Source organism: Pseudomonas macauensis, from assembly GCF_047902425.1.
Lineage (GTDB): Bacteria > Pseudomonadota > Gammaproteobacteria > Pseudomonadales > Pseudomonadaceae > Pseudomonas.
In genome coordinates this window covers 2,101,467-2,123,485 of record NZ_CP138377.1, presented here as the reverse complement: position 1 = coordinate 2,123,485, position 22,019 = coordinate 2,101,467, and the positions used below count along the sequence as shown (strand labels likewise).

The following is a 22,019-nucleotide window of genomic DNA, read 5'->3' as shown; positions in this document are numbered from 1 at the left end:
CAGGCGTATCCCTGTTAGCGCGGATTTCGTCGCGATGGATTTCGCGGACAAGGTCCGCTACGGAAGGGTGCTCCGCTCTGGCTCTTAAAGACTTCCAGAGAAATATCGGCACACTCCGAACCGCCCCGTTCAGGAGGCCTCGTTGAAGCGGAGTTTCAGGGGTTGAGCAACATGGATGTCGCGAGAGCCGCGATGGGCCAAGGATGGCCCTTCGCGGCGGGCCCCTGAAACTTCGATTCGACGAGGGAATTTTTCGCCCCAAGCGAAAAACCGGATGCCTGGGGCAAGACCTTTGCCTACTTTGGGTCGTTTGCCAAAGTAGGTCGCCCGAGGGGGCGAAACGAGAAGTTCGCGCGTACGCCGAAGCGGCGCAGAACACCCAGAACAAAAAGCATCGCGGACAGAGTCCGCTCCTACAAGTGCCCGCCAGGTGGTCAGGCTTCGCGCAAGCGATAGCCGACCCCCGCCTCGGTGACGATGAATCGCGGACTGGTCGGATCGTCCGCGAGCTTCTGCCTCAGGTGGCCTACGACGACACGCAGGTAGTGGGTGTCCTCGGTATGCGTCGGCCCCCAGATATCCTTGAGCAACTGCTGCTGGGTCACCACCCGCCCAAGGTGCCGCGCCAGGGTCGAGAGCACCGCATATTCCTTGCGGGTCAGCGAGACTTCGGCGCCGTCCAGCAGCACCCGGCGGTAGGAGAAATCCACACTCAGCGGCCCCACCGCGACCACCGCTTCCTGCGTCTCGCCGCCAGCGCCCTGACGCAGCAGCACACGGATGCGGGCGAGGAACTCCTGGATGCCGAAGGGCTTGGTCACGTAGTCGTTGGCGCCGCCGTCCAGCGCCAGCACCTTCTCGCTCTCGCTGGCGCGCACCGACAGCACCAGCACCGGCACCTGCGACCACTCGCGCAGTTCCCGCAGCACGTCCTGGCCGTCCTTGTCCGGCAGGCCGAGATCGAGCACCACCAGGTCCGGGCGGCCCAGCGCGGCCTGGGCCAGGCCTTCCTCGCCGGTACCGGCCTCCAGCACCTTGTAGCCACCAGCGCTGAGGCTGATGCGGAGGAACTTGCGGATCTGCGGTTCGTCGTCGACGACCAGGATGGTGGCGGCGCTGGCGTTCATCGGGGAACTGGGTTGGCTGGCGGGGCCGTCCAGCTTGAGCCTTTCAGACAGCGGCATCAAGCTGCTCCATGTCCGGCTGCTGCTGCAACGGCAGGTGCAATACCAGGGTCGTGCCGCGCCCATCGATGCCGTCCTCGACGGTGATCCGTCCGCCATGGGCGCCGACCATGCCCTGGCAGATCGCCAGACCCAGCCCGGTACCCTGCCCTCCGCGATCGCCACGAGCGGCGGTGTAGAACATGTCGAAAATCTTCTCCCGCTCGGCTTGCGGAATGCCCGGCCCTTCGTCGCTGACCAGGAAGCGCAGCTCCTCTTCACCCTGCTCCACCGCCACGCGCAGGCGGCCTTGCGGCGGCGAGAAGCGCGCGGCGTTCTCCAGCACGTTGACCAGCGCCTGCTCGATCAGCGCGGCGTGCACGTAAAGCAGCGGCAACTCGGGCGGCACGCGGGTTTCCACACGATACGGGGCGACCACCGCACGCAGGCGGTTGAGCGCGCTGCCGACGATGTCGCCAGGCGAGACCCAGTCGCGCGACAGCTTCAGGCCGCCGTGACCCAGACGGGTCATGTCCAGCAGGTTCTGGATGTAGCGGTCCAGGCGCTCGGCCTCGTCGCGGGTACTTTCCAGCAGTTCGCGACGGTCGTCGGGTGGAATCGCATCGCCGAGGGCCAGCAGGCTGTCGATGGCGCCGCGCATGGAGGTCAGCGGCGTGCGCAAATCGTGGCTGACCGAGGCCAGCAGCGCACTGCGCAGCTGTTCGGTTTCGCCGTGCAGGCGCGCGGCTTCCAGGTCTTCGGCCAGACGCGCGCGGGCCAGCGCCTGGCCCAGCGGCTGGCCGAGGGCGGCGAGCAGGCGGCGGCGCGAACCCGGCAACGGCTGGCCATCGCGCGGGCTGACGCCCAGCAGCGCCAGCGGGCCGTCCTCGCCGGACAGCGGCCACCACCACCAGCCCCCCCCCGGCAAGGTGCCGGTGCCCAGGCCGGCGGGCTGGTCGTGTTGCCAGGCCCAATCGGCGGCGGCGCGCTCCTGATCGTCGAAGGGACGGTTCAGGCCGCCTTCGACCTTCCACTCGCGGTTCCGTTGGCCGAGCAGGCAGATATCCAGCCCCTCCCAGCCGCCCAGCTGCTGCGCGGCGGCGGCCATCACCGCCTGGCGGTCGGTGGCGGCGGTGAGCTTGCGCGACAGGTCGAGCATCTGGCTGGTTTCCTCCTGGGTGTCGCTCAGGGCCTGCAATTGCCGGCGCTGGCGCGCGGCGAGGTTACCGGTGAGGCCGGCCATGAGCAGGAAGAACAGCAGGGTCAGCACGTCCTCTTCGCGCTGGATGGCGAAGGAGAAATGCGGCGGAATGAACAGGAAGTCGTAGGCCAGGAACGACAGCACCGCGCAGGCCAGCGCCGGCCCCAGGCTGCTGCGCACCGCGACCAGCAATACGGCGGCGAGGAACACCAGGGAGATGTTGGGCAGCTCCAGCACGCTGGCGACCCCCCAGGCCACAGCGCTGGCCACTGCCGCCGCGACTGCCGACAGCAGGTAGTCGCCCCACGGCCAGGGGCTTTGCGGACGCCCCTTCGGCGGCGCCAGGTCAGCCTCGCTGTCGAGTACGCTGATCTCCAGCCCGTCGCCCAGGCGCAGCAGGCGCGCCGCCAGGCCGCCGCCGAACAGCCGGCGATACCAGCGCTGCCGCGAGCGGCCCACCAGCACGAGGCTGGCGCGGCGCTCCTTGGCGTGCTCGATCAGGGTCATCGCCACTTCACCGCCGCGCAGCTCGACCACGTCGCCGCCCAGGCGCTCGGCCAGTTGCTGGGCACTCTGCAGTTGCATGCGCGACTCTTCACTGCGCGGCTCCGCCGTATCGACATGCACCAGGCTCCAGGGCAGATGACGCCGCTCGGCCACGCGGCTGGCGTGGCGCACCAGGCGTTCAGCGTTCCGCTCGCCGTCCACCCCGACCAGCAGGCGCCCGCGCAACGCCGGCGCTTCGCTGCCCTGCTGCCGGTAGCGATGGGCCAGGTCGGCGTCGACCCGCGCCGCTGCCGTCTGCATGGCCAGCTCGCGCAAGGCGGTCAGGTTGGTCTGGCTGAAGAAGGCGTCGATGGCGGCCCGCGCCTGCTCGGGCACGTAGACCTTGCCTTCGCGCAGGCGCTCCAGCAGTTCGCGCGGCGGCAGGTCCACCAGCAGCAGTTCATAGGCTTCCTGCAGCACCCAGTCGGGCACGGTTTCGCGCACCTGCACGCCGGTGATGTCGCGCACCTGGTCATTGAGGCTTTCCAGGTGCTGCACGTTGACCGTGGTGTAGACGTCGATGCCGGCCGACAGCAGCTCCTCGATGTCCTGCCAGCGCTTGGCGTGGCGGCTGCCGGGGGCGTTGCTGTGGGCCAGTTCATCCACCAGGGCGAGCTGCGGCGGATCGGCCAGCAGGCCGTCGAGATCCATTTCCACCAGCTTGATGCCACGGTATTCGGTGCGCTTGAGTGCCTGCTGCGGCAGGCCCGCGAGCAGCGCTTCGGTTTCGGCGCGGCCGTGAGTCTCGACGATGCCCACGCGCAGGTTCACGCCCTGACGCAGCTGGCTCTGCGCGGCCAGCAGCATGGCGTAGGTCTTGCCGACCCCCGGCGCGGCACCGAGGAAGACCTTCAGGCGGCCACGGCCCATGCGTGGCAATTCGGCAAGCAGGGCGTCGGCGCGGTTGGAGTCGGTCATGGCGTTATCCTCGGAGCGCTCGCGGCGCTCGTTTCAACACGAGAGCGAGGCCAAAGGCCCCTCTCCCCAGCCCTCTCCCTGAAGGGAGAGGGAGCCGTCCTCTGCCAATGGACGACACGGCATCTTTTCCTCATACCGTGGCAGACCCCGGTACTGGCGCTGGAGTCTAACGAGGCAGACTGGCCAGGGCCATGTTCAGCGCCAGTACGTTGACCACCGCGGGGCCGATCAGCGGGCGCTCGGTGTTGGCCTCCACCAGTCGTTCCAGGCTGGCCGTCGGCACACCGCGTTCCAGAGCGATGCGCGGCACCTGGTATAGCGCGGCGGCCGGCGGCAGTTGCGGGTCGAGGCCGCTGCCGGAGGTGGTGACCAGCGCCAGCGGCACCGGCTGGCCGCCAACCTGCTGGGCGGCAGCGTCCTTGGCGATGCGTTCGGCCAACGCCGGGTTGCCGGGCGCGAGGTTGCTGGCGCTGCTGGAGACGGTAGCGAAGTCACCGGCCGAAGGGCGCGACTGGAACCACTGGGCGCCGTCGAACTTCTGCGCGATCAGGGCAGAGCCGCGCACATTGCCCTGGTCGTCACGCACCAGGCTGCCGTTGGCCTGGTCGTGGAAAGCCACCTGGGCGACGGCGGTGACGGCCAGCGGGTAGGCAACGCCGGTGACGACGCTGAGCAGGGCCAGCGAGGCGATGGCGGGGCGGAGTTGGTTGAGCATGTTCGTGTTCCTCTGTTGGGTTAGGAGCGGGGCTGTCTACCCTCTCCCCCGCCCTCTCCCTGAAGGGAGAGGGAGTTGTTCGGAGCATCCGGCGAGCTCCACATTTCCCGATACCACCGGACGGTCCCCTCTCCCTTCAGGGAGAGGGTTAGGGAGAGGGCGCACGGCACCAACGCCTCCCGTCAGTCGATCAAAGAAGCCCGTCAAGCCAGGCCCACGGCGACCAAAACCATATCGATCACCTTGATTCCCACGAACGGCGCGACCAGCCCGCCCACGCCGTAGATCAGCAGGTTGCGCCGCAGCAGGTGCGAGGCGTCGCTGGCCTGTACGCGCACGCCGCGCAGGGCCAGGGGAATCAGCGCGACGATGATCAGCGCGTTGAACACGATGGCCGAGAGGATGGCGCTTTGCGGGCTGGCCAGCTTCATCACATTAAGTACGCCCAGTTGCGGGTAGATGCCGGCGAACAGCGCTGGGAGGATGGCGAAGTACTTGGCCACGTCGTTGGCCACCGAGAAGGTGGTCAGCGCGCCGCGGGTCACCAGCAGTTCCTTGCCCACCTGCACCACATCCAGCAGCTTGGTCGGGTCGCTGTCCAGGTCCACCAGGTTGGCGGCTTCGCGAGCGGCCTGGGTGCCGTCGTTCATGGCCATGCCGACGTCCGCCTGGGCCAGCGCGGGGGCGTCGTTGGCGCCGTCGCCGCACATGGCGACCATGCGGCCCTCGCCCTGCTCCTGGCGGATGCGCGCCAGCTTCTTCTCCGGCGTGGCTTCGGCGATCACGTCGTCCACGCCCGCCTCGGCGGCGATGGCGGCGGCGGTCAGCGGGTTGTCGCCGGTTACCATCACGGTGCGGATGCCCATGCGACGCAGCTCGGCGAAGCGCTCGCGGATGCCCGGCTTGACCACGTCCTTCAGGTGGATCGCCCCCAGCAGCTTGCCGTCGGCCACCACCAGCAGGGGCGTGCCGCCGCTCTGGGCAATGCGCTCGATTTCCTTGGCCAGGCTTTCCGGCATCTGCGCACGGTCCAGGCCGATGAAGGCCAGCGCGGCGTCCACCGCGCCCTTGCGGTACACGTGGCCGTCGAAGTCGATGCCCGACAGGCGCGTCTCGGCGCTAAAAGCAATCGGCGTCACGCGGCTGCGCTCGGGCTCCGGCAGGATGACCTGCGCGCGGAGGAACTCGATGATGGACTTGCCCTCGGGCGTGTCATCCGCCAGCGAGGCGAGGAACGCGCCCTCGGCCAGCTCCAGCTGCTGTACGCCAGGCGCGGCATGCAGGGCGCTGCAGCGACGGTTGCCGAAGGTGATGGTGCCGGTCTTGTCGAGCATCAGCACATGCACGTCACCGGCGGCTTCCACGGCGCGGCCGGACTTGGCGATGACGTTCAGGCGCACCAGGCGATCCATGCCGGCGATGCCGATGGCCGAGAGCAGGCCGCCGATGGTGGTGGGGATCAGGGTCACCAGCAGCGCCACCAGGAACACCAGCGGCAGGTTGCCGCCGGCGAACAGGGCGAAGGGTTTCAGGGTCACGACCACCAGCAGGAAGATCAGGGTCAGGCCGATCAGCAGGATGTCCAGCGCCACTTCGTTGGGGGTCTTCTGGCGCTTGGCGCCTTCCACCAGGGCGATCATGCGGTCAAGGGTGGATTCGCCGGGGTTGGCGGTGATCTTCACCAGCAGCCAGTCGGACACCAGCCGGGTGTTGCCGGTCACCGCCGAGCGATCACCGCCGGATTCGCGGATCACCGGCGCGGATTCGCCGGTGATGGCGGCCTCGTTGACCGCCGCCACGCCTTCGATCACCTCGCCATCGCCGGGGATCAGCTCGCCGGCTTCGACGCGTACCACGTCACCTTTACGCAGGGTGCTGGCAGCCACTTTCTCGAAGTTGCCGCTGGCGCTGCGACGCATCGCCTGCAGGCCCTGGGTGCCGGCCTTGAGGCTGTCGGCGCGGGCCTTGCCGCGGCCCTCGGCGAGGGCTTCGGCGAAGTTGGCGAAGAGCACGGTGAACCACAGCCATACGGCAATCTGCACGGCCACGAAGGTCGGCACCGCCTCGCCGCCGACCACGCAGAGCACGGTGGTCAGCACGGCCGTCAGGGCCACCACCAGCATCACCGGCGAGCGTTGCAGCTGGCGCGGGTCGAGCTTGAAGAAGGACTGCACCAGGGCCGGCTTCCACAGCGCGGCGAAGGTGGTGGTCGGGCGTTTGTCAGCGGCTCTCGACGAGTTCTTCAGGGCGAGATCCTGGGTTTGCGCATTCATTGCGAAAGCTCCTCAGAAACCGAGCGTCAGGTGATCGGCCACCGGGCCAAGCACCAGGGTCGGCAGGAAGTTCAGGCCGCCGACCAGCAGGATGGTCGCGGTCAGCAGGCTGACGAACAGCAGGCCGTGGGTCGGGAAGCTGTTGGGGCCGACCGGGGTGGCCTTCTTCGCCGCCAGGCTGCCGGCGATCGCCAGCACCGGCAGGATGTAGCCGAAGCGGCCGATCAGCATGGCCAGGGCAATCATCAGGTTGTGGAACGGCGTGTTGGCGCCAAAGCCGGCGAAGGCCGAGCCGTTGTTCGCGGTGCCCGAGGTATAGGCGTAGAGCAGCTGGCTGAAGCCGTGCGGCCCCGGGTTGGTCACCGCGGCAGCCGGCCCCGGCAGGCTGGCAGCGATGGCGCCGAGCACCAGCACGCCCACCGGCATCACCAGCAGAGTTGCCACCAGCAGGCGGACTTCGCGGGCTTCGAGCTTCTTGCCCAGGTATTCCGGCGTGCGGCCGACCATCAGCCCGGCAAGGAACACCGCGATCAGGACGAACAGCAGCATGCCGTAGAGGCCCGCGCCGACACCGCCGAAGATCACTTCGCCAAGCATCATGTTGATCATCGCCATCATGCCCGACAGCGGGTTGAGGCTGTCATGCATGGCGTTCACCGAGCCGTTGGAGGCCGAGGTGGTGGTGACCGCCCAGAGCACGCTGGCGGTGGTGCCGAAGCGGCTTTCCTTGCCCTCCAGCGGAGCAACCTGCTCCACCGGCAGCGCGCTGAGCGCCGGGTTGGGCTGGTACTCGGCCCACAGCGACACCCCCAGGCCCAGGGTGAACAGCACCAGCATGCAGGCGAGGATGGCGCGGCTCTGACGCAGGTCCTTCACGTAGTGGCCGAAGGTGAACACCAGCGCGGCGGGGATCAGGATGATCGAGGCGACCTCGAACAGGTTGCTCCAGATGGTCGGGTTCTCGAACGGGTGCGCCGAGTTCACGCCGAAGAAACCGCCGCCGTTGGTGCCCAGCTGCTTGATGGCGATCTGGCTGGCCGCAGGTCCCAGCGGGATCGACTGGTCGGCGCCCTGCAGTGTCAGCGCGTGGGCATAGTCGAGGAAGGTCTGCGGCACGCCCTGCCAGACCAGCAGCAGCGCCAGCAGCAGGCACAGTGGGATCAGCCCGTAGAGGGTGGCGCGGGTCAGATCGACCCAGAAGTTGCCCAGGTTGTTCGTCGACTTGCGCGAGATGCCACGGGCCAACGCCACCAGCACGGCCAGACCGACGGCGGCGCTGACGAAGTTCTGCACGGTCAGGCCGAGCATCTGGCTCAGGTAGCTGAGCGACGCTTCGCCGCTGTAGGCCTGCCAGTTGGTGTTGGTAACGAAGCTCACGGCGGTGTTGAACGCCAGGGTCCACTCCAGGCCCGGCAGGTGCTGCGGATTGAGCGGCAGCGTGCCCTGCAGCATGAGGATGGCGAATAGCAGCGCCAGCCCGGCCAGGTTGAACGCCAGCAGCGCGACGGTGTAGCTCTTCCAGTCCTGCTCGTCCTCGGGATGGATGCCGCAAGCGCGATAAATAGCCCGCTCCACCGGCAGGAAGACGGGGCTCAGGAAGGTACGCTGCCCTTCCATCACCTTGTAGTAGAAACGCCCGAGGAAGGGTGCCGGCACCAGCACCAGCGCCAGGAAGGCGACAATCAGCAGAATGTCATGACTGTTCATGACGTCTCCTAGGAACGGTCGGCGCGCAACAGCGCCACCAGCAGATAAATGAACAGTGCCGTGGCCAGGACCAGGGACACACCGTCGAGCACGCTCATGATTTCTCTCTCCTCACGCGGGCGACTCCATCGCTTTGCGCGGCTTTTGCCGCTTGACGGAAATTTTCCGCATGGAAGGCGTAAAGGAGCGATTCCCGAGGTGCCGGCAGGGCATAAAGAAACCGTAAAAACTGCTGGAGAGGCCCTTTGTGGTGAACATCGCCGCCTGATCCGCGCGGCGAAACCGGCCGCCGGGGCACACATCCCAGCGGTCTCCCCAGGTTTGCAAGCCGCCCCGCTCATGCCCTAGGCTTGGCACTTGTAAATTCATCCGATGATTGGATGTTTCCGTGCCCAGCCCCATTCAGAAGCGCTCGCTGGTGGATATCGCCCTCGAGCAGATCCGCCTGCGTATCGATGACGGCACCTGGCCCCTGGGCCAGCGCCTGCCGCCGGAACCCGAACTGGCCGAATCCCTCGGCATCAGCCGCAACACCGTGCGCGAAGCGGTGCGGGTGCTGACCTTCTCCGGCGTGCTGGAAGTGCGCCAGGGCGACGGCACCTACGTGCGCGCCTGCGCCAATCCGCTGGACACCATGCTGGTGCTGGCACGCAGCTCGGTGGAGCAGGCCCTGGAAGCGCGCGGCATCATCGAGGTGGAAGCCAGCCGGCTGGCCGCCGAGCGCCGCACCGAGACGGACATCCTGGCCCTGCGCGAGGCCCTGGAGGCCTCCGCCATTCGCCATGGCGGCGCCCTGGACGACTACATCGCCCATGACCTGATCTTCCACCAGCGCGTGGTGGACAGCGCCCACAACCCGGTGCTCAGCGAGCTGTACCGCTACTTCTCACAGGTGATCCGCGCCGGCCTGGAACGCACCATCAGCGACCCCAGCCGACCGCAGCCGAGCTTCGAACTACACCGCGAGCTGCTCGACGCCATCGAGCGCGGCGATGCCGAGGCCGCCGCCCGCGCCAATCGCGCCCTGCTGATCTGACTTTTTGTCTTTTGCCGGAATGCCCACCATGTCCCTGCCCCACGATCCACGCGACGCCGAACACAAGCGCTCCTGCCCCCCGGAGGAATTGCTGGTCGACGCCGAAGCCAATGACGAACCGACGCCCCCGGCACACCCAGCGCGCCCCTGGCTGCTGCTCCTGGGCCTGGTGCTGGTGGCGCTGAACCTGCGTCCGGCGCTGTCCAGCCTCGCCCCGCTGCTCAACACCGTACGCGACGGCACCGGCCTGTCGGCGGCCTCCGCCGGCCTGCTGACCACCCTGCCGGTGCTCTGCCTGGGCCTGTTCGCGCCGCTGGCGCCAATGCTCGCCCGCCGCCTCGGCGCCGAGCGCACGGTGCTGCTGATCCTGCTCAGCCTGGCCGCCGGCATCGTGCTGCGCAGCCTGTTCCCGGTGGCCGGGCTGTTCCTCGGCAGTCTGGTGGCCGGCGCCAGCATCGGCATCATCGGCGTGCTGTTGCCGGGCATCGTCAAACGCGACTTCCCACACATCGCCGGGACCATGACCGGCGTCTACACCATGGCGCTGTGCCTGGGCGCCGCCACCGCCGCCGGCGCCACCGTTCCGCTGGCCGGACTGATGGGCGACAGCTGGCAACTGGCGCTGGCCTTCTGGGCGCTGCCGGCGATCCTTGCCGCGCTGGTGTGGCTGCCGCAGACCCGGCAGAACCACCACGCCCACCGTGCGGTGTACAAGGTGAAAGGCCTGTGGCGCGATCCGCTGGCCTGGCAAGTCACCCTGTACATGGGGCTGCAGTCGTCCCTGGCCTACATCGTCTTCGGCTGGGTGCCGTCGATCCTCATCGACCGCGGCCTGAGCCCCACGGAAGCCGGTCTGGTGCTGTCCGGCTCGGTGATGGTGCAACTGTTCAGCGCCCTGGCCGGCCCCTGGCTTGCCACCCGTGGCAAGGACCAGCGCCTGGCGGTGGTGATCGTCATGAGCCTGACCCTGGCGGGCCTGCTCGGCCTGCTCTACGCGCCGCTGTCGGGCATCTGGGGCTGTGCGGTGGTGCTCGGCCTCGGCCAGGGCGCCACCTTCGCCATCGCCCTGGCGCTGATCGTACTGCGCTCGCCGGACTCCCACGTCGCCTCCAGCCTCTCCGGCATGGCCCAGGGCGTGGGCTACACCCTGGCGGCCTGCGGGCCCTTCCTGGTTGGCGTGGTGCATGACGTCACCGGCGGCTGGAGTGCGTCCGGGGTTATCTTCGTGGTGGTCTCGATCGCGGCCATCGGCTTCGGCCTGGGGGCCGGGCGTGACCGGTTGGTGCGGGTGAAGAGCGAGCATGTCTGAGGTGGCTGGCGCTTCGCTCGTGAACCTTGGCTGATCGCGCCGGAGTCTGCTCCTGCGCATGGAGTTTCCCTGTAGGGGCGGACTCCGTCCGCGATCAGCCTTGGTTCGCGAGCAAGGACTGGGCGTCCCCCTCGGTCCTGCGGGTTCTAGCGTCATGCCAAGGTGTTTTTCCGGCAGGAACGCATTCCGCCGCGATGGATTTCGCGGACAAGGTCCGCTCCTACGGGAGCGCAGCTTCTGCTTTGGCTTTGGCTTTGGCCCTCAAAGGCTTCCAGAGAAATATCCGCACACTCCGGAGCGCCCCTTCAGGAGGCCGAGTGGAATCGGAGTTTCAGGGGTTGAGCGGCATGGATGCCGCGAGAGCGTCGTCGGGCCATGGATGGCCCGTCGACGCGGGCCCCTGAAACTTCGATGGAACGAGGGAATTTTTCGCCTAAGCGAAAAACCGGATGCAGGGGCAAGCCTTCTTGGTTACTTCTTCGGCGTTTGGAAGAAGTGACTCGCCCGAGGGGGCGAAACAAGAAACATCCGAGCGCACTGAAGCGACGCTGAACACCCGAACGAAAGGCATCGCGGACAAAGTCCGCTCCTACGAGGTAGCACTGCAAGACAGCGCCCCGCACAGGGCGCCGCACCGCCCCTCAAGCCGCCGGCGGCAACCGACTCGAACTGTCGATCCAGGCACTGATCAGGTTGTACATCACCGCCAACAGCACCGGCCCGAGGAACAGTCCGATGAAGCCGAAGCTGAGCAACCCACCCAGCACCCCCAGCAGCACCACCACCAGCGGCAGGTTGCCGCCACGGCTGATGAGGTACGGCTTGAGAATGTTGTCCACCCCGCTGATCACGAAGAACCCCCAGATCGCCATGAACAGGGCGTAGCCGTAGCTCTCCTGGTAGAACAGCCAGATCGTCGCCGGCCCCCAGATCAGCGGCGGGACCATCAGCAGGCTGCAGACGAAGGTCAACAGCCCCAGTACGAAGGCCCCCGGCACGCCGGCGATAAGGAAGCCGATGGTAGCCAGCACCGCCTGCGCGGCGGCGGTACCGATGACGCCGTTGACCACGCGCTGCACTGTGCCGGCGATGATCTCCATGTACTGCGAAGCCGTATTGCCGATCAGGCGTTGCAGCATGGCGTGGGCAAAGGCTTGCAGGCGCAGGCCGTCGCGGTAGAAGAAGAAGATCAGCACCAGGCTCAGCACCAGCTCGAAGATCCCCGTGCCGAGCTTGGCGCTGCGCGCCAGCACCCAGTTGCCCACCTCGCCCATGTACGGCTTGAGCGCGGAGAACATCGCCACGCCCTGCTGGTCGGCCTGGTACCACCAGCCGATCAGACGATCGCCGACCAGGGGAACGCGCGCCATCCAGGCCGGCGGCGGCGGCAGGCCGGAAACCTGTAGGTTCTTCACCAGTTCGACGCCCTCGCGCACCCGGTCCACCAGGCCGAAGCCCAGCCACACCAGCGGCAGCGCCACCAGCACGATCCAGCAGAAGGTGAGCAGGCCGGCGGCGGCGGCTTCCCGGCCGCGCAGCAACTGGGTGAGCAGACGCATCAGCGGCCAACTGGCGAAGGCCAGCACGGCCGCCCAGACCAGCGCCGACCAGAACGGCAGCAGCACCCAGACGCTGGCGGCGAGCAGGACCAGGAGCAGCAGGCGCAGCAGCAGGCGATCATTGTCGAACATCGAGACTCCGGGATATCGGGAACGGTGAGACGCCCTTTCCAGAGCGCCAGAATTCAGCGTAGGCGAATCAGCGCAGCCAGGTCAGGTGCAGGCCGTCGCTGTCATCCTTACCCTGCTCCAGGCGCGCGTCGAGCACGCCCTGGGCGGTCAGCGCGGTGCGCCAGTCGCCGGCGTGCTTGCCGGCCAGCTCGACGCGCACGCCGGTGTCCAGGCGCAGGGTGCGCACCAGCAGGTCGAGCCAGGCGCCGCCGGGTTGCTCGGGGACATGGCTCAGGGTCAGCTCGCCGTTGGCCTTGAGCAGACGCATCAAGGTGGACGGGCTGGGCAGCAGTTCGCCGAGGGCGACGCCGCTGTCCAGCTGTTCGGCGTGCAGGTAGGCGCGGCGGTTGCCGCGGGTGATGGTGTAGACGGCCAGCAGGCTGTTCTCGTGGGGCGCCGCGAGGCGCACCAGCAGGTAGGCCTGCTGATCGTCCGGGCCGTAGAGCTTGGAGTTGCCGAACACCGCGTTGGCCAGCAGGTTGCTGGAGCCGCAGTCACGGCTTTCGCACCAGAACAGCGGCGTGGCATCGGCCTTGAGCAGGTCCTTGCGCGCGGCGGCGAAAGCGCTCTGGCTGGAGTCCTCGTCGGGCAGGCGATAGGTCACGGAGGTCAGGCTGCCGATGGCGCGCACCTCCCCTTCCATGCGCAGGCGTCCGCTGATGCGGCTGATCGAACCCTGTGGGTAGGTCCGCTCCTGGCTGGCCGCCTGGTTGAAATCGACGATTTCCGAGCGCGGGAAGCGCGGCAGGATTTCAAGGTCATGGCTGTCAGGCAGGTCGGCGGCGAAACCGCCAGTGCTGGCGGCGAGCAGACCGCCAAACAACAGGGAGTACAACAGCCGTGGCATCCGGGTGCTCTGCGCGTCGGCCTGGAAAGTCCCTTTGCAGCACGGGCGCGCGGCGGTTTGGATGTCGAGCATGCACAATCTCCCTGAAGCGATCCGTGCAGACTCGCGGCAGGCCCCGGTTTAGTCAAGCCAAAGGGCACTACGGGGTGTTTCCCTTAGCATCTGCTCAATGCCTGCCCTACGCTCGGCGGAGACCTAGAACAGACGCTTACCCCAGCAGGAAGGGCCGGAACAGAGCCGCCACTGCTTCGGCGCCGGCCTCGTCATCCAGGTGCAGGTGGTGCTGACCGGGCAGTGCGTGGACCTCGATGGGGCGATCCTTGAGCAGCTCGTGGGTCGCCGGCTCCGCCATCAGCAACCCCTGTTGCGCCAGCACCAGGCTGGTCGGGCACTGGATGGCCTGGACGAACTGCCGCGCATGGGCGCGCGTCAGGCGCAGCGGTGATGGCAGGGTCAGACGCGCATCGCTGCGCCAGGTGTAGCCGCCGGGCACCGGCATCAAGCCACGGGAAGCCAGCAGCTCCGCCGCCTCGCGGCTGACCGCGCCAACGCCCTTCATGCGCGCCTCCACGGCGCGGTCGATCGCCTCGTACACCGGCTTGCGCTTGTTCGACAGTGCGATCTGCGCGCGCAGCGCCTCGCCCAGCTTCTGCGGCGAGGTCTCCGCCTCGCCGGTATAGGGCACCAGGCCGTCGATCAGCGCCAGACGCTCGATGCGCTCGGGCATGGCGCCGGCCAACAGCACCGAGACGATGGCGCCCATGGAGTGCCCGAGCAGGGTGAAGCGCTCCCAGCCCATCTGGTCGGCCACCATCAGCACGTCCAAGGCGTAGTCCCACAACAGGTAGCTGGCGCCCGGCGCGCGGTGCGCCGAGAGGCCATGGCCGGCAAAGTCCAGGGCGAGGATGCGCAGGCCGGGCAGTTTCGGCGCCAGGCGGGCGAAGCTCATGGCGTTGTCCAGCCAGCCGTGCAGCGCGATCACCGGGCGGCCGTCTTCCGGGCCGAACAGGTGCGCAGCCAGTTCGATGTGCGGCAGGTTCAGGCGGATTTCCTGGACGTGGGCGGTCATGGCGATTCCTTATGATTTTCGCGCTGTTGCCAGCGGGCGAATACGGTCTTGAGCAATGCGGCGGTGTCCTGTGGGCGCTCCAGCGGGAACATGTGCCCGCCCGGCAGCGACAGGCTCTCCCCCTGCGGAATGTGGCTCACCAACCGTGCATGATGCGGAAGCACCACGCGGCTGTGGCGGCCGCGCACCAGGGTCAGCGGCACGGCCAGTTGCTTCGGCCGGCCGGGGCTGGTGTGCGGGACGTTGCGGTAAATACTGATCTCGGTGGCCGGGTCGAACTTCAGCCGCAGCCCTTGCGCCGCCGACTGCGCCAACCCGTGGCGCACGTAGGCTTCCAGGCAGTCGCGGTCGAAGCGCTTGAACAGTGGCTTGCCGGCGAAATACTCCAGGGCCTCGGCGAAATCGTTGAAGTCCTCGCGCCGGCCCAGGGTGCGCCCGGCGGGTGTCAGTCGGTCGATGAAGCCGAAACGCTTGGCGACGCGGATCACCAGTTGATCGGCGACGGTCAGCAACGGCGAATCGAGCATCACCACGCCCCGGTACAGCTCCGGACGGCGCAGCGCGGCATGGTAATGCAGCACGCCGCCCAGGGAGTGGCCAACGCCCCAGACCGGCTCGTCCAGGGTGTCCAGGTGATGCAGCAACTCCTCCACCAGGTTTTCCCAGTTGGCGTTCACCGGGAAGCGCGGGTCGTGGCCGTGCATGTCCAGCCGATGAACCCGGTAGTCCGGCTCCAGGGCGTCGAACAGCTTGCTGTAGGTGCCCGATGGAAACCCGTTGGCGTGGGCGAAGAAGACCGATTGCGACATGCCGGCGAACTCTGGCGAATAACAGTCTGAATTTTCCGACAGCACAGAAAGCGCGGCAATGACCCGCGCTGCCGCGAATGACGGCACTACGGCCAAAGTCCATGGCGCTCCGGCGGATTTGCCCTGCTCTGCGCCTCGTGCAGCACGACTTCGGCGGATAACTGTCAACGGTTATCCGCCCTACATGGAGCTTTTCGCAGGGCGCATAACGCGGAACACGTTATCCGCCGTTCCACCTCAAACCCACTGCACCGCGTGATTGACCACGCTGAACAGAATCCCTCCCGCCACCAACAGGAACACCAGCGCGCAGGCGCCATCGATCACCGGCACGGCGCGCAGCAGTCGCTGCTGCCACAGCGGCTGGGTGAGGAGCACACTGAGCAGGCTGAACCAGGCGAAACCGGTGCCGAACAGCATCACCGCCACCGCAACCTTGCCCGCTGCCGACATATCCGCCGGGATCAGACTGCTGAGCAACGCCAGGAAGAACACCAGCGCCTTGGGATTGAACAGGTTGGTAGCCAGCCCGCGCAGCCAGGGCCCGAGTTTCGAATCCGCCAGTTCGCCATCGATCCGACCTGCCCCGCCGGGTTGGCGCAAGGCGCGCAGCGCGCCGATCCCCAACCAACCGAGATAGGCCGCGCCCACCAGTTGCAGCGCACTGAACAGCAGCGGCGAACGGCTGAGCAGCAGCGACACGCCGGTCAACACCAGCGTGCCGTGAACCAGGATGCCGCAGGCCAGCCCCAACGCGCTGAGCACGCCGGCGCGGCGGCCCCGGTGAAGGGCGGTGCGTACCACCAGCGCGACGTCCGGCCCGGGGCTGACGAGGGCGACGGCGAACACGGCGGTGAGCATGAGCAAGACGTGAACCTCCTGCATGGCGGGATTCTCCAGTGGGAAAGGAAGCGGGAGTGGAATCGATCAGCGCTGGCGTAGTCGCGCGGGCGGCAATCCGTAGGTGCGGCGGAACAAGCGGCTGAAGTGGGCCTGGTCGTAGAAGCCCAGGTCCAAGGCGATTTCCGATAACGGCTGGCCCTTGATCACCCGTGGCAAGGCGCGCTCAAGGCGCAGTTGGGTCAGCCACTGGTGCGGCGGCAATCCGCACTGGTGGCGGAAGCGACGCAGCACCTGCCAGGGGCTGAGGTCGCAGAACCCGGCAATCTCCTCCAGCGTCGGCGGCGTCTCCAGACGCGACTCCAGCCATTCGCGAATGCGCGCCCAGGTCAGGCCATCGAAGCCCTGCCCCGGCTCGCGGATGCGCAAACTGGAAGCACGCTCCAGCAGCGCGGCGAGCGCCTGCCAGAGCTGTCCTTCCTGCGCCAGGCGCTCGCCGCCCAGCATCAGGGAGTGGGCGCGCTGCAGTTCGGCCTGCAACGACGGATCACGCAGCTGCGCGGCGGTCAGGCGCGGCGCGCCCTGGCGGCCATCGCTGAAGGCGCGGCAGGCGTCATCCAGCCATTGCGGGTCGATGGAGAGCACGCGGATGCGATAGCCGTCGTCACCCTCGCTGGCGCCGTCATGAATGCTCTCGGGAGTCATCAACAGGATGTCGCCGTTCCCGGCCAGCGAGCGCTCACCGCGATGGGTGTAGCGCTGGCAACCGTCCAGCATCAGCCCGACGTGATAGTCGAGATGAAAATGCCGGGGAAAGGCAAAACGGCGGTACTCGGCGTCGATGAAGCGGACGCCGGGCAAGCCGCTGCTGTGATGTTCGATGCGTTCCATGGGCCCACTTTACCGACGCGGGAACCCTGGGTCTTGGACAAAATTGCGAGGGGTGCCAAGCGGCGCCGGACCTGTAGGAGCGAGCTTGCTCGCGAACCGCCTGATGCCTTGGTGCCCGGCATTGTTCGCGAGCAAGCTCGCTCCTACAAAAAGCAAACCACTCAGCGCTCCAGCGGCACGATGGCCATGGTCAATCGCGAAATGCAGCTCGGCTTGCCGTCATCCCCATGCAGGCGGATTTCCCAGACATGGGTCGAGCGACCGATGTGCACCGCCTTCGCCACCGCCGTCACCCGCCCGCTGCGCAGGCCGCGCAGATGGTTGGCGTTCACCTCCAGGCCAACGCAGTAGTACTGGCTGGTATCCAGGCACTGGTAGCTGGCAGTGGAGCCGACGGTCTCCGCCAGCACCACCGAAGCGCCGCCATGCAGCAGGCCGTAGGGCTGATGGGTGCGCGAATCCACCACCATGCTGGCGGTGATCGAGTCGTCGTCGAAGGCCTCGAAACGGATGTCGAGCACTTCACCGATGGTGTTCTTCAGGTTCGCATTGAGCTTTTCCAGATTGGGCGTGTTACGCCAGATCATTGCTGTCCCCCCTGTTCAGTCATGCCACTGCACCGCCTCGCGGCGCTCCGCCCATTCATTGAAGCGCTGGCCGTAGGTGCCTTCCACCACATTGCGCTTGATCTTCAGGGTTGGCGTGAGGAAGCCGTTGTCCACCGTCCAGACATCCTTGACCAGCACCAGCCCGGCCAACCGCTCGTGCTTGTCCAAGGCGTCGTTCACCTCATCCAACAGCGCCTTCAGGCTCTGCTCCAGCTCGCCACGGGCGCCATTGGCCGCCTCCTGCCGGCCGATCTCCGACAGCACGCAGAGCCCCAGGGGCGCGATCAGGCCATCACCGACCACGCAGATCTGCTCGATGCGCGAGTGCACCGCCAGACGATTCTCGATGGGCGCCGGCGCCACGTACTTGCCCTTGGCGGTCTTGAAGATTTCCTTGATCCGCCCGGTCAGGCGCAGGTTGCCCTCAGCGTCCTGTTCGCCCTTGTCACCGGTGCGCAGGAAGCCGTCCCGGGTGATCGCCTCGTCAGTGCGTTCCGGGTCCTTGTAGTAGCCGAGCATGGTCGCGCCGCTGCGCACCTGCACCTCGCCCTCATCGCTGATGCGGACTTCCACGCCGGGGCTGTTACGGCCGATCCAGCCCTTCTTCTGCTCGCCGGGGCGGCAGACGTGGGAATAACCGCAGTTCTCGGTCATGCCATAGACCTCCAGCACGTTCAGGCCAAGGCGCTTGTACCAGTCGAGCAGGGCTTCAGGCACCGGCGCGGCACCGCACAGGGCGTAGCGCACGGCATCCAGGCCAAGGCCGGCGAGCACCTTGCGGCCGACCAGACGACCGACGATGGGCAGGCGCAGCAGGCGGTCCAGCTTCTGCGCCGGCATCTGCGCATAAACGCCCATCTGGAACTTGGTCCAGATACGCGGTACGCCGAAGAACACCGTGGGCCGCGCACGGCGCATGTCGGCGACGAAGGTGTCCAGGCTCTCGGCGAAGAAGATCGTCTGGCCGGCGTAGATCGACGCCATTTCCACGAACATGCGCTCGGCCACGTGGCACAGCGGCAGGTAAGACAGCAGGCGGTCCTGCTCCCCCACGCCGAACAGCTCGATGGCGTGGCTGGCGGCGAAGGCAAAGTTGCCGAAGGTGTGCATCACACCCTTGGGCGTGCCCGTGGTGCCGGAGGTGTAGATGAGGGTCGCCAGGGTGGCGGCGTCCGGACGCGAATCGTCGCGCAGCGGCGGCTGCTTCAGAAGGTCGGCCCACTGATGGTCGAAGCGCCCTGGCGGATGCAGCGGCAGTGCCACGGTCGGCACGCTCGGCGGAATGCCATCGACCATCGACGGCCAGTCGTCCAGCTTGCCGACGAAGGCCACCGCCGCCTCGGAATGGGTCATCACCTGGCGCACGGAGTCGGCGGTAAGGTTGGGATACAGCGGCACGGACACGTGGCCGGCCATCCAGATGGCGATATCGGCGACGACCCAGTGCGCGCAGTTCTTGGAAATGATCGCCACCCGGCTCCCTGCGGGTAGCTGCAGACTGCGCAACCAGGCGGCGGCGCGGCGCGCCTGATCGCCCACTTCGCCCCAGGTGAGGGTTTCCACCTCGCCGCTGCCCAGCGGCTGGACGAGATAAGGCTTGTTCGGGTGACTGGCCTCGCGCTGATAGAACAGATCAAGCGGTAATCGGACTGCTTTAACCACGTGCCCCTCCTTTCTTGTTCTTTTTCAGAGGTGTAGCTCAGGGGTATAGCGATAGATCAACCAAGCACTTGCTTGGTCGAATATTCCATGCACGGACACGTCAGACAAGGCTGATCGTGTGAACTTTTGTAGGGGGCACCCTTCAGACTGCGCGCAGTCGCTCTATCACGGTGGTTTGTGGCGAAACATCCGGCGACGATTTGCTCGGCGACAGTACCTGGCGAGCGAAGGCGCACTACCCTTTCGGGAACACCCCGACGGATATCCGCCATGCCGGAAGCTTTCCAGATTCACCCAGGCCAGCTCGACCTGTTGCTGAACCTGCTGATCGCCACCATCTGCGGCGGCCTGGTCGGCCTCAACCGCGAACTGCACAACCGCCCCGCCGGCCTGCGCACCCACGCCCTGACCTCTCTGGCCGCCGCGCTGGCGGTGGGCGTCATCCTGCAGCTGCACCCGACCAGTCCCGATGCCGCCAGCCGGGTGGTCCAGGGCGTGCTGACCGGTATCGGTTTCATCGGCGCCGGTGTCATCGTCCACCACGAACACCGCTACCGCGTAGAAGGCCTGACCACCGCCGCCACCATCTGGGTGTCCTCCATGATCGGCATCGCCTGTGGCAGCGGCCACGCCATCACCGCCGCGTTCGGCGTGATCCTGACGCTGCTGATCCTCAGCCTCGGCAGCTGGCTGGAACACCATATCGACGCCCGCTTCCGCAAACCGCCACCCACCCTGACCGACGACGATGATCCGCAGAAATGAACAAGGCCCCTTTCGGGGCCTTGTTCACGGAGCAGTCAGTGCGTTCAGTTGTGCCGTGGATGGTGCAGCGAAACCAGTTCCATCAACCCCGCCACCGGGCACTCGCCCTCAAGTTCCGCCAGCGAGGCGGTGCTGAAGGGCACCGCGTCGTTGCGGCTGCCGTGGACCAGCAGACCGGCCAGGGAACCAATCAGCGGCTGGTGGCTGACCAGCAGCAGATTGCGCTCGGTGCGGCCGTCCAGGAAACGCAGGACGTCCTTGGGGTCGTCGTCCGGGGTCAGCCAGGGCGCGGTCCCGACGGAGCCATCGAAGCCCAGCGCCTCGCGAATCAGCTCGGCAGTTTCCTGGGCCCGCACATAGGGGCTGGCGAGGATGCCGTCGATCGGCTGGCCGGCGAGCTGGGCTGCACTCTTGAGCACTTCCTTGCGGCCGTGGGCGGTCAGGCGTCGTTCCGAGTCGCGGCGGGCTTGCGGTTCGGCCTCACCGTGGCGCAACAGCCAGAGCTTCACAGCTTCGGCTCTTCGTCGCGCGCCGGATGCTCGGCTGGCGGCACGCTGTGCGGCTGCTCGCCCTCGGGCCCGCGGGCGGCCGGCCAGTCGGCGAACGGCCAGGGCTTTTCCTCGGTCTGGAAGGTGCCGAAGCGGCCGATCTGCGCGAAGTACTGACTCAGGCTGTCGCCAAAGGCCATCAGGCTGCCGCTCGGGGCGCCGTAGATGATCCGATAGATCAGCTGGACCACGACCACGACGCCGAGAATGATCTCAGCGACGAACCAGACCAGGGCGAACACCAGCATCCAGACGACTCGCAGGACGAGGGACTCTTTTTCCATACGTTCAGCGGACATGGGTTGCCTCTCTCAGAAACCGGTGGTGGGAATGAAGTCGACGTCGGTCTTCGGTTCGCCATTCATCAGCGCCTCGATGACCTGCGCCAGGGTGCGGCCGCCGAACAGGATGGCGTTCAGGCCCGCCACCAGCGGCATGTAGACCTGCAGCTCGTCGGCCTTGGCCTTGAGTACCCGCAGCGTGTTCACGCCCTCGGCAGTCTCGCCCATGCGCGCCACGGCGTCGTCCAGGCTGAGGCCTTCGCCCAGGGCGAAGCCCACCTGATAGTTACGGCTCTTGGGTGACGAACAGGTGACGATCAGGTCGCCCACCCCGGCCAGGCCGAGGAAGGTCATGGGGTTGGCGCCCAGCTTGACGGCGAAGCGGGTCATCTCCGCCAGGGCACGGGTGATCAGCATGCCCTTGGTGTTCTCGCCCATGCCCAGCGCGGCGGCCATGCCGGCGATGATGGCGTAGACGTTCTTCAGCGCGCCGCCCAGTTCGACGCCGAAGCGGTCGCTACTGGCGTAGACACGGAAAGTGCGGCCGTGCAGCGCTTCCTGCACGCGCTCGCAGACCTCCTCGTCCTCGCTGGCGACCACGGTGGCGGTCAGTTCATGCTCGGCGATCTCGCGCGCCAGGTTCGGGCCGGAGATCACCGCGATGCGGGATTTCGGCGCGATCTCCTCGAGGATCTGGCTCATCAGCTTGAAGGTCTGCGCCTCGATGCCCTTGGTCAGGCTGACCAGCATCTTGCCCGCCAGCTCCTCGCTGCGCCCTTCCAGCACCTTGCGCAGCGCGCTGGACGGCACGGCGACGAAGATCATTTCGCACGCGGCCAGAGTCGCCGGCAGGTCGGTGGTCGGCTCGACACCCGCGTGAATCTTCACGCCCTTCAGATAACGGGGGTTCTCCCGCAGGGTGCGGATCGCTTCGGCCTGTTCCTCGTCGCGCATCCACTGGCGAACGCGCTGGCCGTTCTCCGCCAGCAGATTGGCGAACGCGGTACCGAAACTGCCACCGCCGAGAACGGCGATCGGTTGCTGCTCAGTCATGTCTTTTCCATCACGGGCCGCCTCGGGGCGGCGATTGAGGCATTATAA

At 67.2% G+C, this 22,019-nt stretch carries 20 protein-coding genes; 3 read left to right on the top strand and 17 right to left on the bottom strand.

All coding sequences use genetic code 11. The features are described from left to right. Nucleotides 1–434: 434 nt before the first annotated feature. The 6 genes from SD196_RS10115 to kdpF all read right to left on the bottom strand — a co-directional run bounded on the left by SD196_RS10115 (nt 435) and on the right by kdpF (nt 8,621). Nucleotides 435–1,127, bottom strand: a complete 693-nt coding sequence (locus tag SD196_RS10115; protein ID WP_416311731.1) for a response regulator — start codon at nt 1,125–1,127, stop codon at nt 435–437. 43 nt (nt 1,128–1,170) lie between these two features. Next, a complete protein-coding gene (locus SD196_RS10110; RefSeq protein ID WP_416311380.1) occupies nt 1,171–3,828 on the bottom strand; it encodes an ATP-binding protein in 2,658 nt (885 codons plus the stop codon). Between the two features lie 166 nt (nt 3,829–3,994). Continuing rightward, on the bottom strand, nt 3,995–4,543 hold the full coding sequence (gene kdpC / locus SD196_RS10105) for a potassium-transporting ATPase subunit KdpC (protein ID WP_275607813.1): 549 nt from the start codon (nt 4,541–4,543) through the stop codon (nt 3,995–3,997). A 203-nt stretch (nt 4,544–4,746) separates the two neighbouring features. Continuing rightward, nucleotides 4,747–6,816, bottom strand: coding sequence for a potassium-transporting ATPase subunit KdpB (gene kdpB / locus SD196_RS10100; protein ID WP_416311379.1), 2,070 nt, complete (start codon nt 6,814–6,816; stop codon nt 4,747–4,749). A gap of 12 nt (nt 6,817–6,828) precedes the next feature. Then, nucleotides 6,829–8,523, bottom strand: coding sequence for a potassium-transporting ATPase subunit KdpA (gene kdpA, locus SD196_RS10095; protein ID WP_370601243.1), 1,695 nt, complete (start codon nt 8,521–8,523; stop codon nt 6,829–6,831). Between the two features lie 8 nt (nt 8,524–8,531). Continuing rightward, on the bottom strand, nt 8,532–8,621 hold the full coding sequence (kdpF, locus tag SD196_RS10090; RefSeq protein ID WP_090262021.1) for a K(+)-transporting ATPase subunit F: 90 nt from the start codon (nt 8,619–8,621) through the stop codon (nt 8,532–8,534). Nucleotides 8,622–8,911: 290 nt separating this feature from the next. Here kdpF and SD196_RS10085 point away from each other — a divergent pair, with 290 nt between their 5' ends. Beyond that, nucleotides 8,912–9,559 carry a FadR/GntR family transcriptional regulator gene (locus SD196_RS10085; protein ID WP_331313904.1) on the top strand — a complete coding sequence of 216 codons (648 nt, stop codon included), beginning with the start codon at nt 8,912–8,914 and terminating at the stop codon, nt 9,557–9,559. Nucleotides 9,560–9,587: 28 nt separating this feature from the next. Continuing rightward, a complete protein-coding gene (locus tag SD196_RS10080; RefSeq protein WP_416311378.1) occupies nt 9,588–10,868 on the top strand; it encodes a CynX/NimT family MFS transporter in 1,281 nt (426 codons plus the stop codon). A 641-nt stretch (nt 10,869–11,509) separates the two neighbouring features. Here the strand turns inward: SD196_RS10080 and SD196_RS10075 are convergent. The 8 genes from SD196_RS10075 to SD196_RS10040 all read right to left on the bottom strand — a co-directional run bounded on the left by SD196_RS10075 (nt 11,510) and on the right by SD196_RS10040 (nt 19,324). Then, on the bottom strand, nt 11,510–12,559 hold the full coding sequence (locus SD196_RS10075; RefSeq protein WP_275607818.1) for an AI-2E family transporter: 1,050 nt from the start codon (nt 12,557–12,559) through the stop codon (nt 11,510–11,512). Nucleotides 12,560–12,626: 67 nt separating this feature from the next. After that, nucleotides 12,627–13,517, bottom strand: coding sequence for a DUF4892 domain-containing protein (locus tag SD196_RS10070; protein WP_275607819.1), 891 nt, complete (start codon nt 13,515–13,517; stop codon nt 12,627–12,629). A gap of 136 nt (nt 13,518–13,653) precedes the next feature. Beyond that, the gene (locus SD196_RS10065) at nt 13,654–14,514 is read right to left on the bottom strand and encodes an alpha/beta fold hydrolase (RefSeq protein WP_275607820.1); all 861 of its coding nucleotides are present in this window, start codon (nt 14,512–14,514) and stop codon (nt 13,654–13,656) included. Next, nucleotides 14,511–15,323 carry an alpha/beta fold hydrolase gene (locus SD196_RS10060; RefSeq protein ID WP_275607821.1) on the bottom strand — a complete coding sequence of 271 codons (813 nt, stop codon included), beginning with the start codon at nt 15,321–15,323 and terminating at the stop codon, nt 14,511–14,513. Before SD196_RS10060 ends, SD196_RS10065 begins: the two co-directional genes overlap by 4 nt. A gap of 237 nt (nt 15,324–15,560) precedes the next feature. Beyond that, entirely contained in the window at nt 15,561–16,208 is a 648-nt protein-coding gene (locus tag SD196_RS10055) for a LysE family translocator (RefSeq protein WP_416311377.1), read from the bottom strand. A 42-nt stretch (nt 16,209–16,250) separates the two neighbouring features. Further along, nucleotides 16,251–17,054, bottom strand: coding sequence for an AraC family ligand binding domain-containing protein (locus SD196_RS10050; RefSeq protein WP_416311376.1), 804 nt, complete (start codon nt 17,052–17,054; stop codon nt 16,251–16,253). Nucleotides 17,055–17,215: 161 nt separating this feature from the next. Then, entirely contained in the window at nt 17,216–17,641 is a 426-nt protein-coding gene (locus SD196_RS10045) for a hotdog fold thioesterase (protein ID WP_275607824.1), read from the bottom strand. 15 nt (nt 17,642–17,656) lie between these two features. Beyond that, nucleotides 17,657–19,324 (bottom strand): AMP-binding protein, encoded by a 1,668-nt coding sequence (locus SD196_RS10040; RefSeq protein ID WP_275607825.1) that lies wholly within the window; start codon nt 19,322–19,324, stop codon nt 17,657–17,659. 270 nt (nt 19,325–19,594) lie between these two features. On the opposite strand from SD196_RS10040, the gene SD196_RS10035 reads away from it, so the two are divergent. Continuing rightward, a complete protein-coding gene (locus SD196_RS10035) occupies nt 19,595–20,089 on the top strand; it encodes an MgtC/SapB family protein (RefSeq protein WP_416311375.1) in 495 nt (164 codons plus the stop codon). Between the two features lie 44 nt (nt 20,090–20,133). Here the strand turns inward: SD196_RS10035 and sixA are convergent, their stop codons facing one another. The 3 genes from sixA to SD196_RS10020 are packed head-to-tail and all read right to left on the bottom strand — an operon-like array spanning nt 20,134 to nt 21,971. Further along, nucleotides 20,134–20,598: a phosphohistidine phosphatase SixA gene (gene sixA, locus SD196_RS10030; RefSeq protein ID WP_275607827.1), complete on the bottom strand. Its 465-nt coding sequence runs from the start codon at nt 20,596–20,598 to the stop codon at nt 20,134–20,136. Beyond that, complete coding sequence (locus SD196_RS10025) at nt 20,595–20,936, bottom strand: DUF4389 domain-containing protein (RefSeq protein WP_275607828.1); 342 nt, start codon at nt 20,934–20,936, stop codon at nt 20,595–20,597. The genes sixA and SD196_RS10025 overlap by 4 nt, the downstream gene beginning before the upstream one ends. Before the next feature lie 12 nt (nt 20,937–20,948). Further along, on the bottom strand, nt 20,949–21,971 hold the full coding sequence (locus tag SD196_RS10020; protein ID WP_416311374.1) for an NAD(P)H-dependent glycerol-3-phosphate dehydrogenase: 1,023 nt from the start codon (nt 21,969–21,971) through the stop codon (nt 20,949–20,951). Between the last annotated feature and the right edge of the window lie 48 nt (nt 21,972–22,019).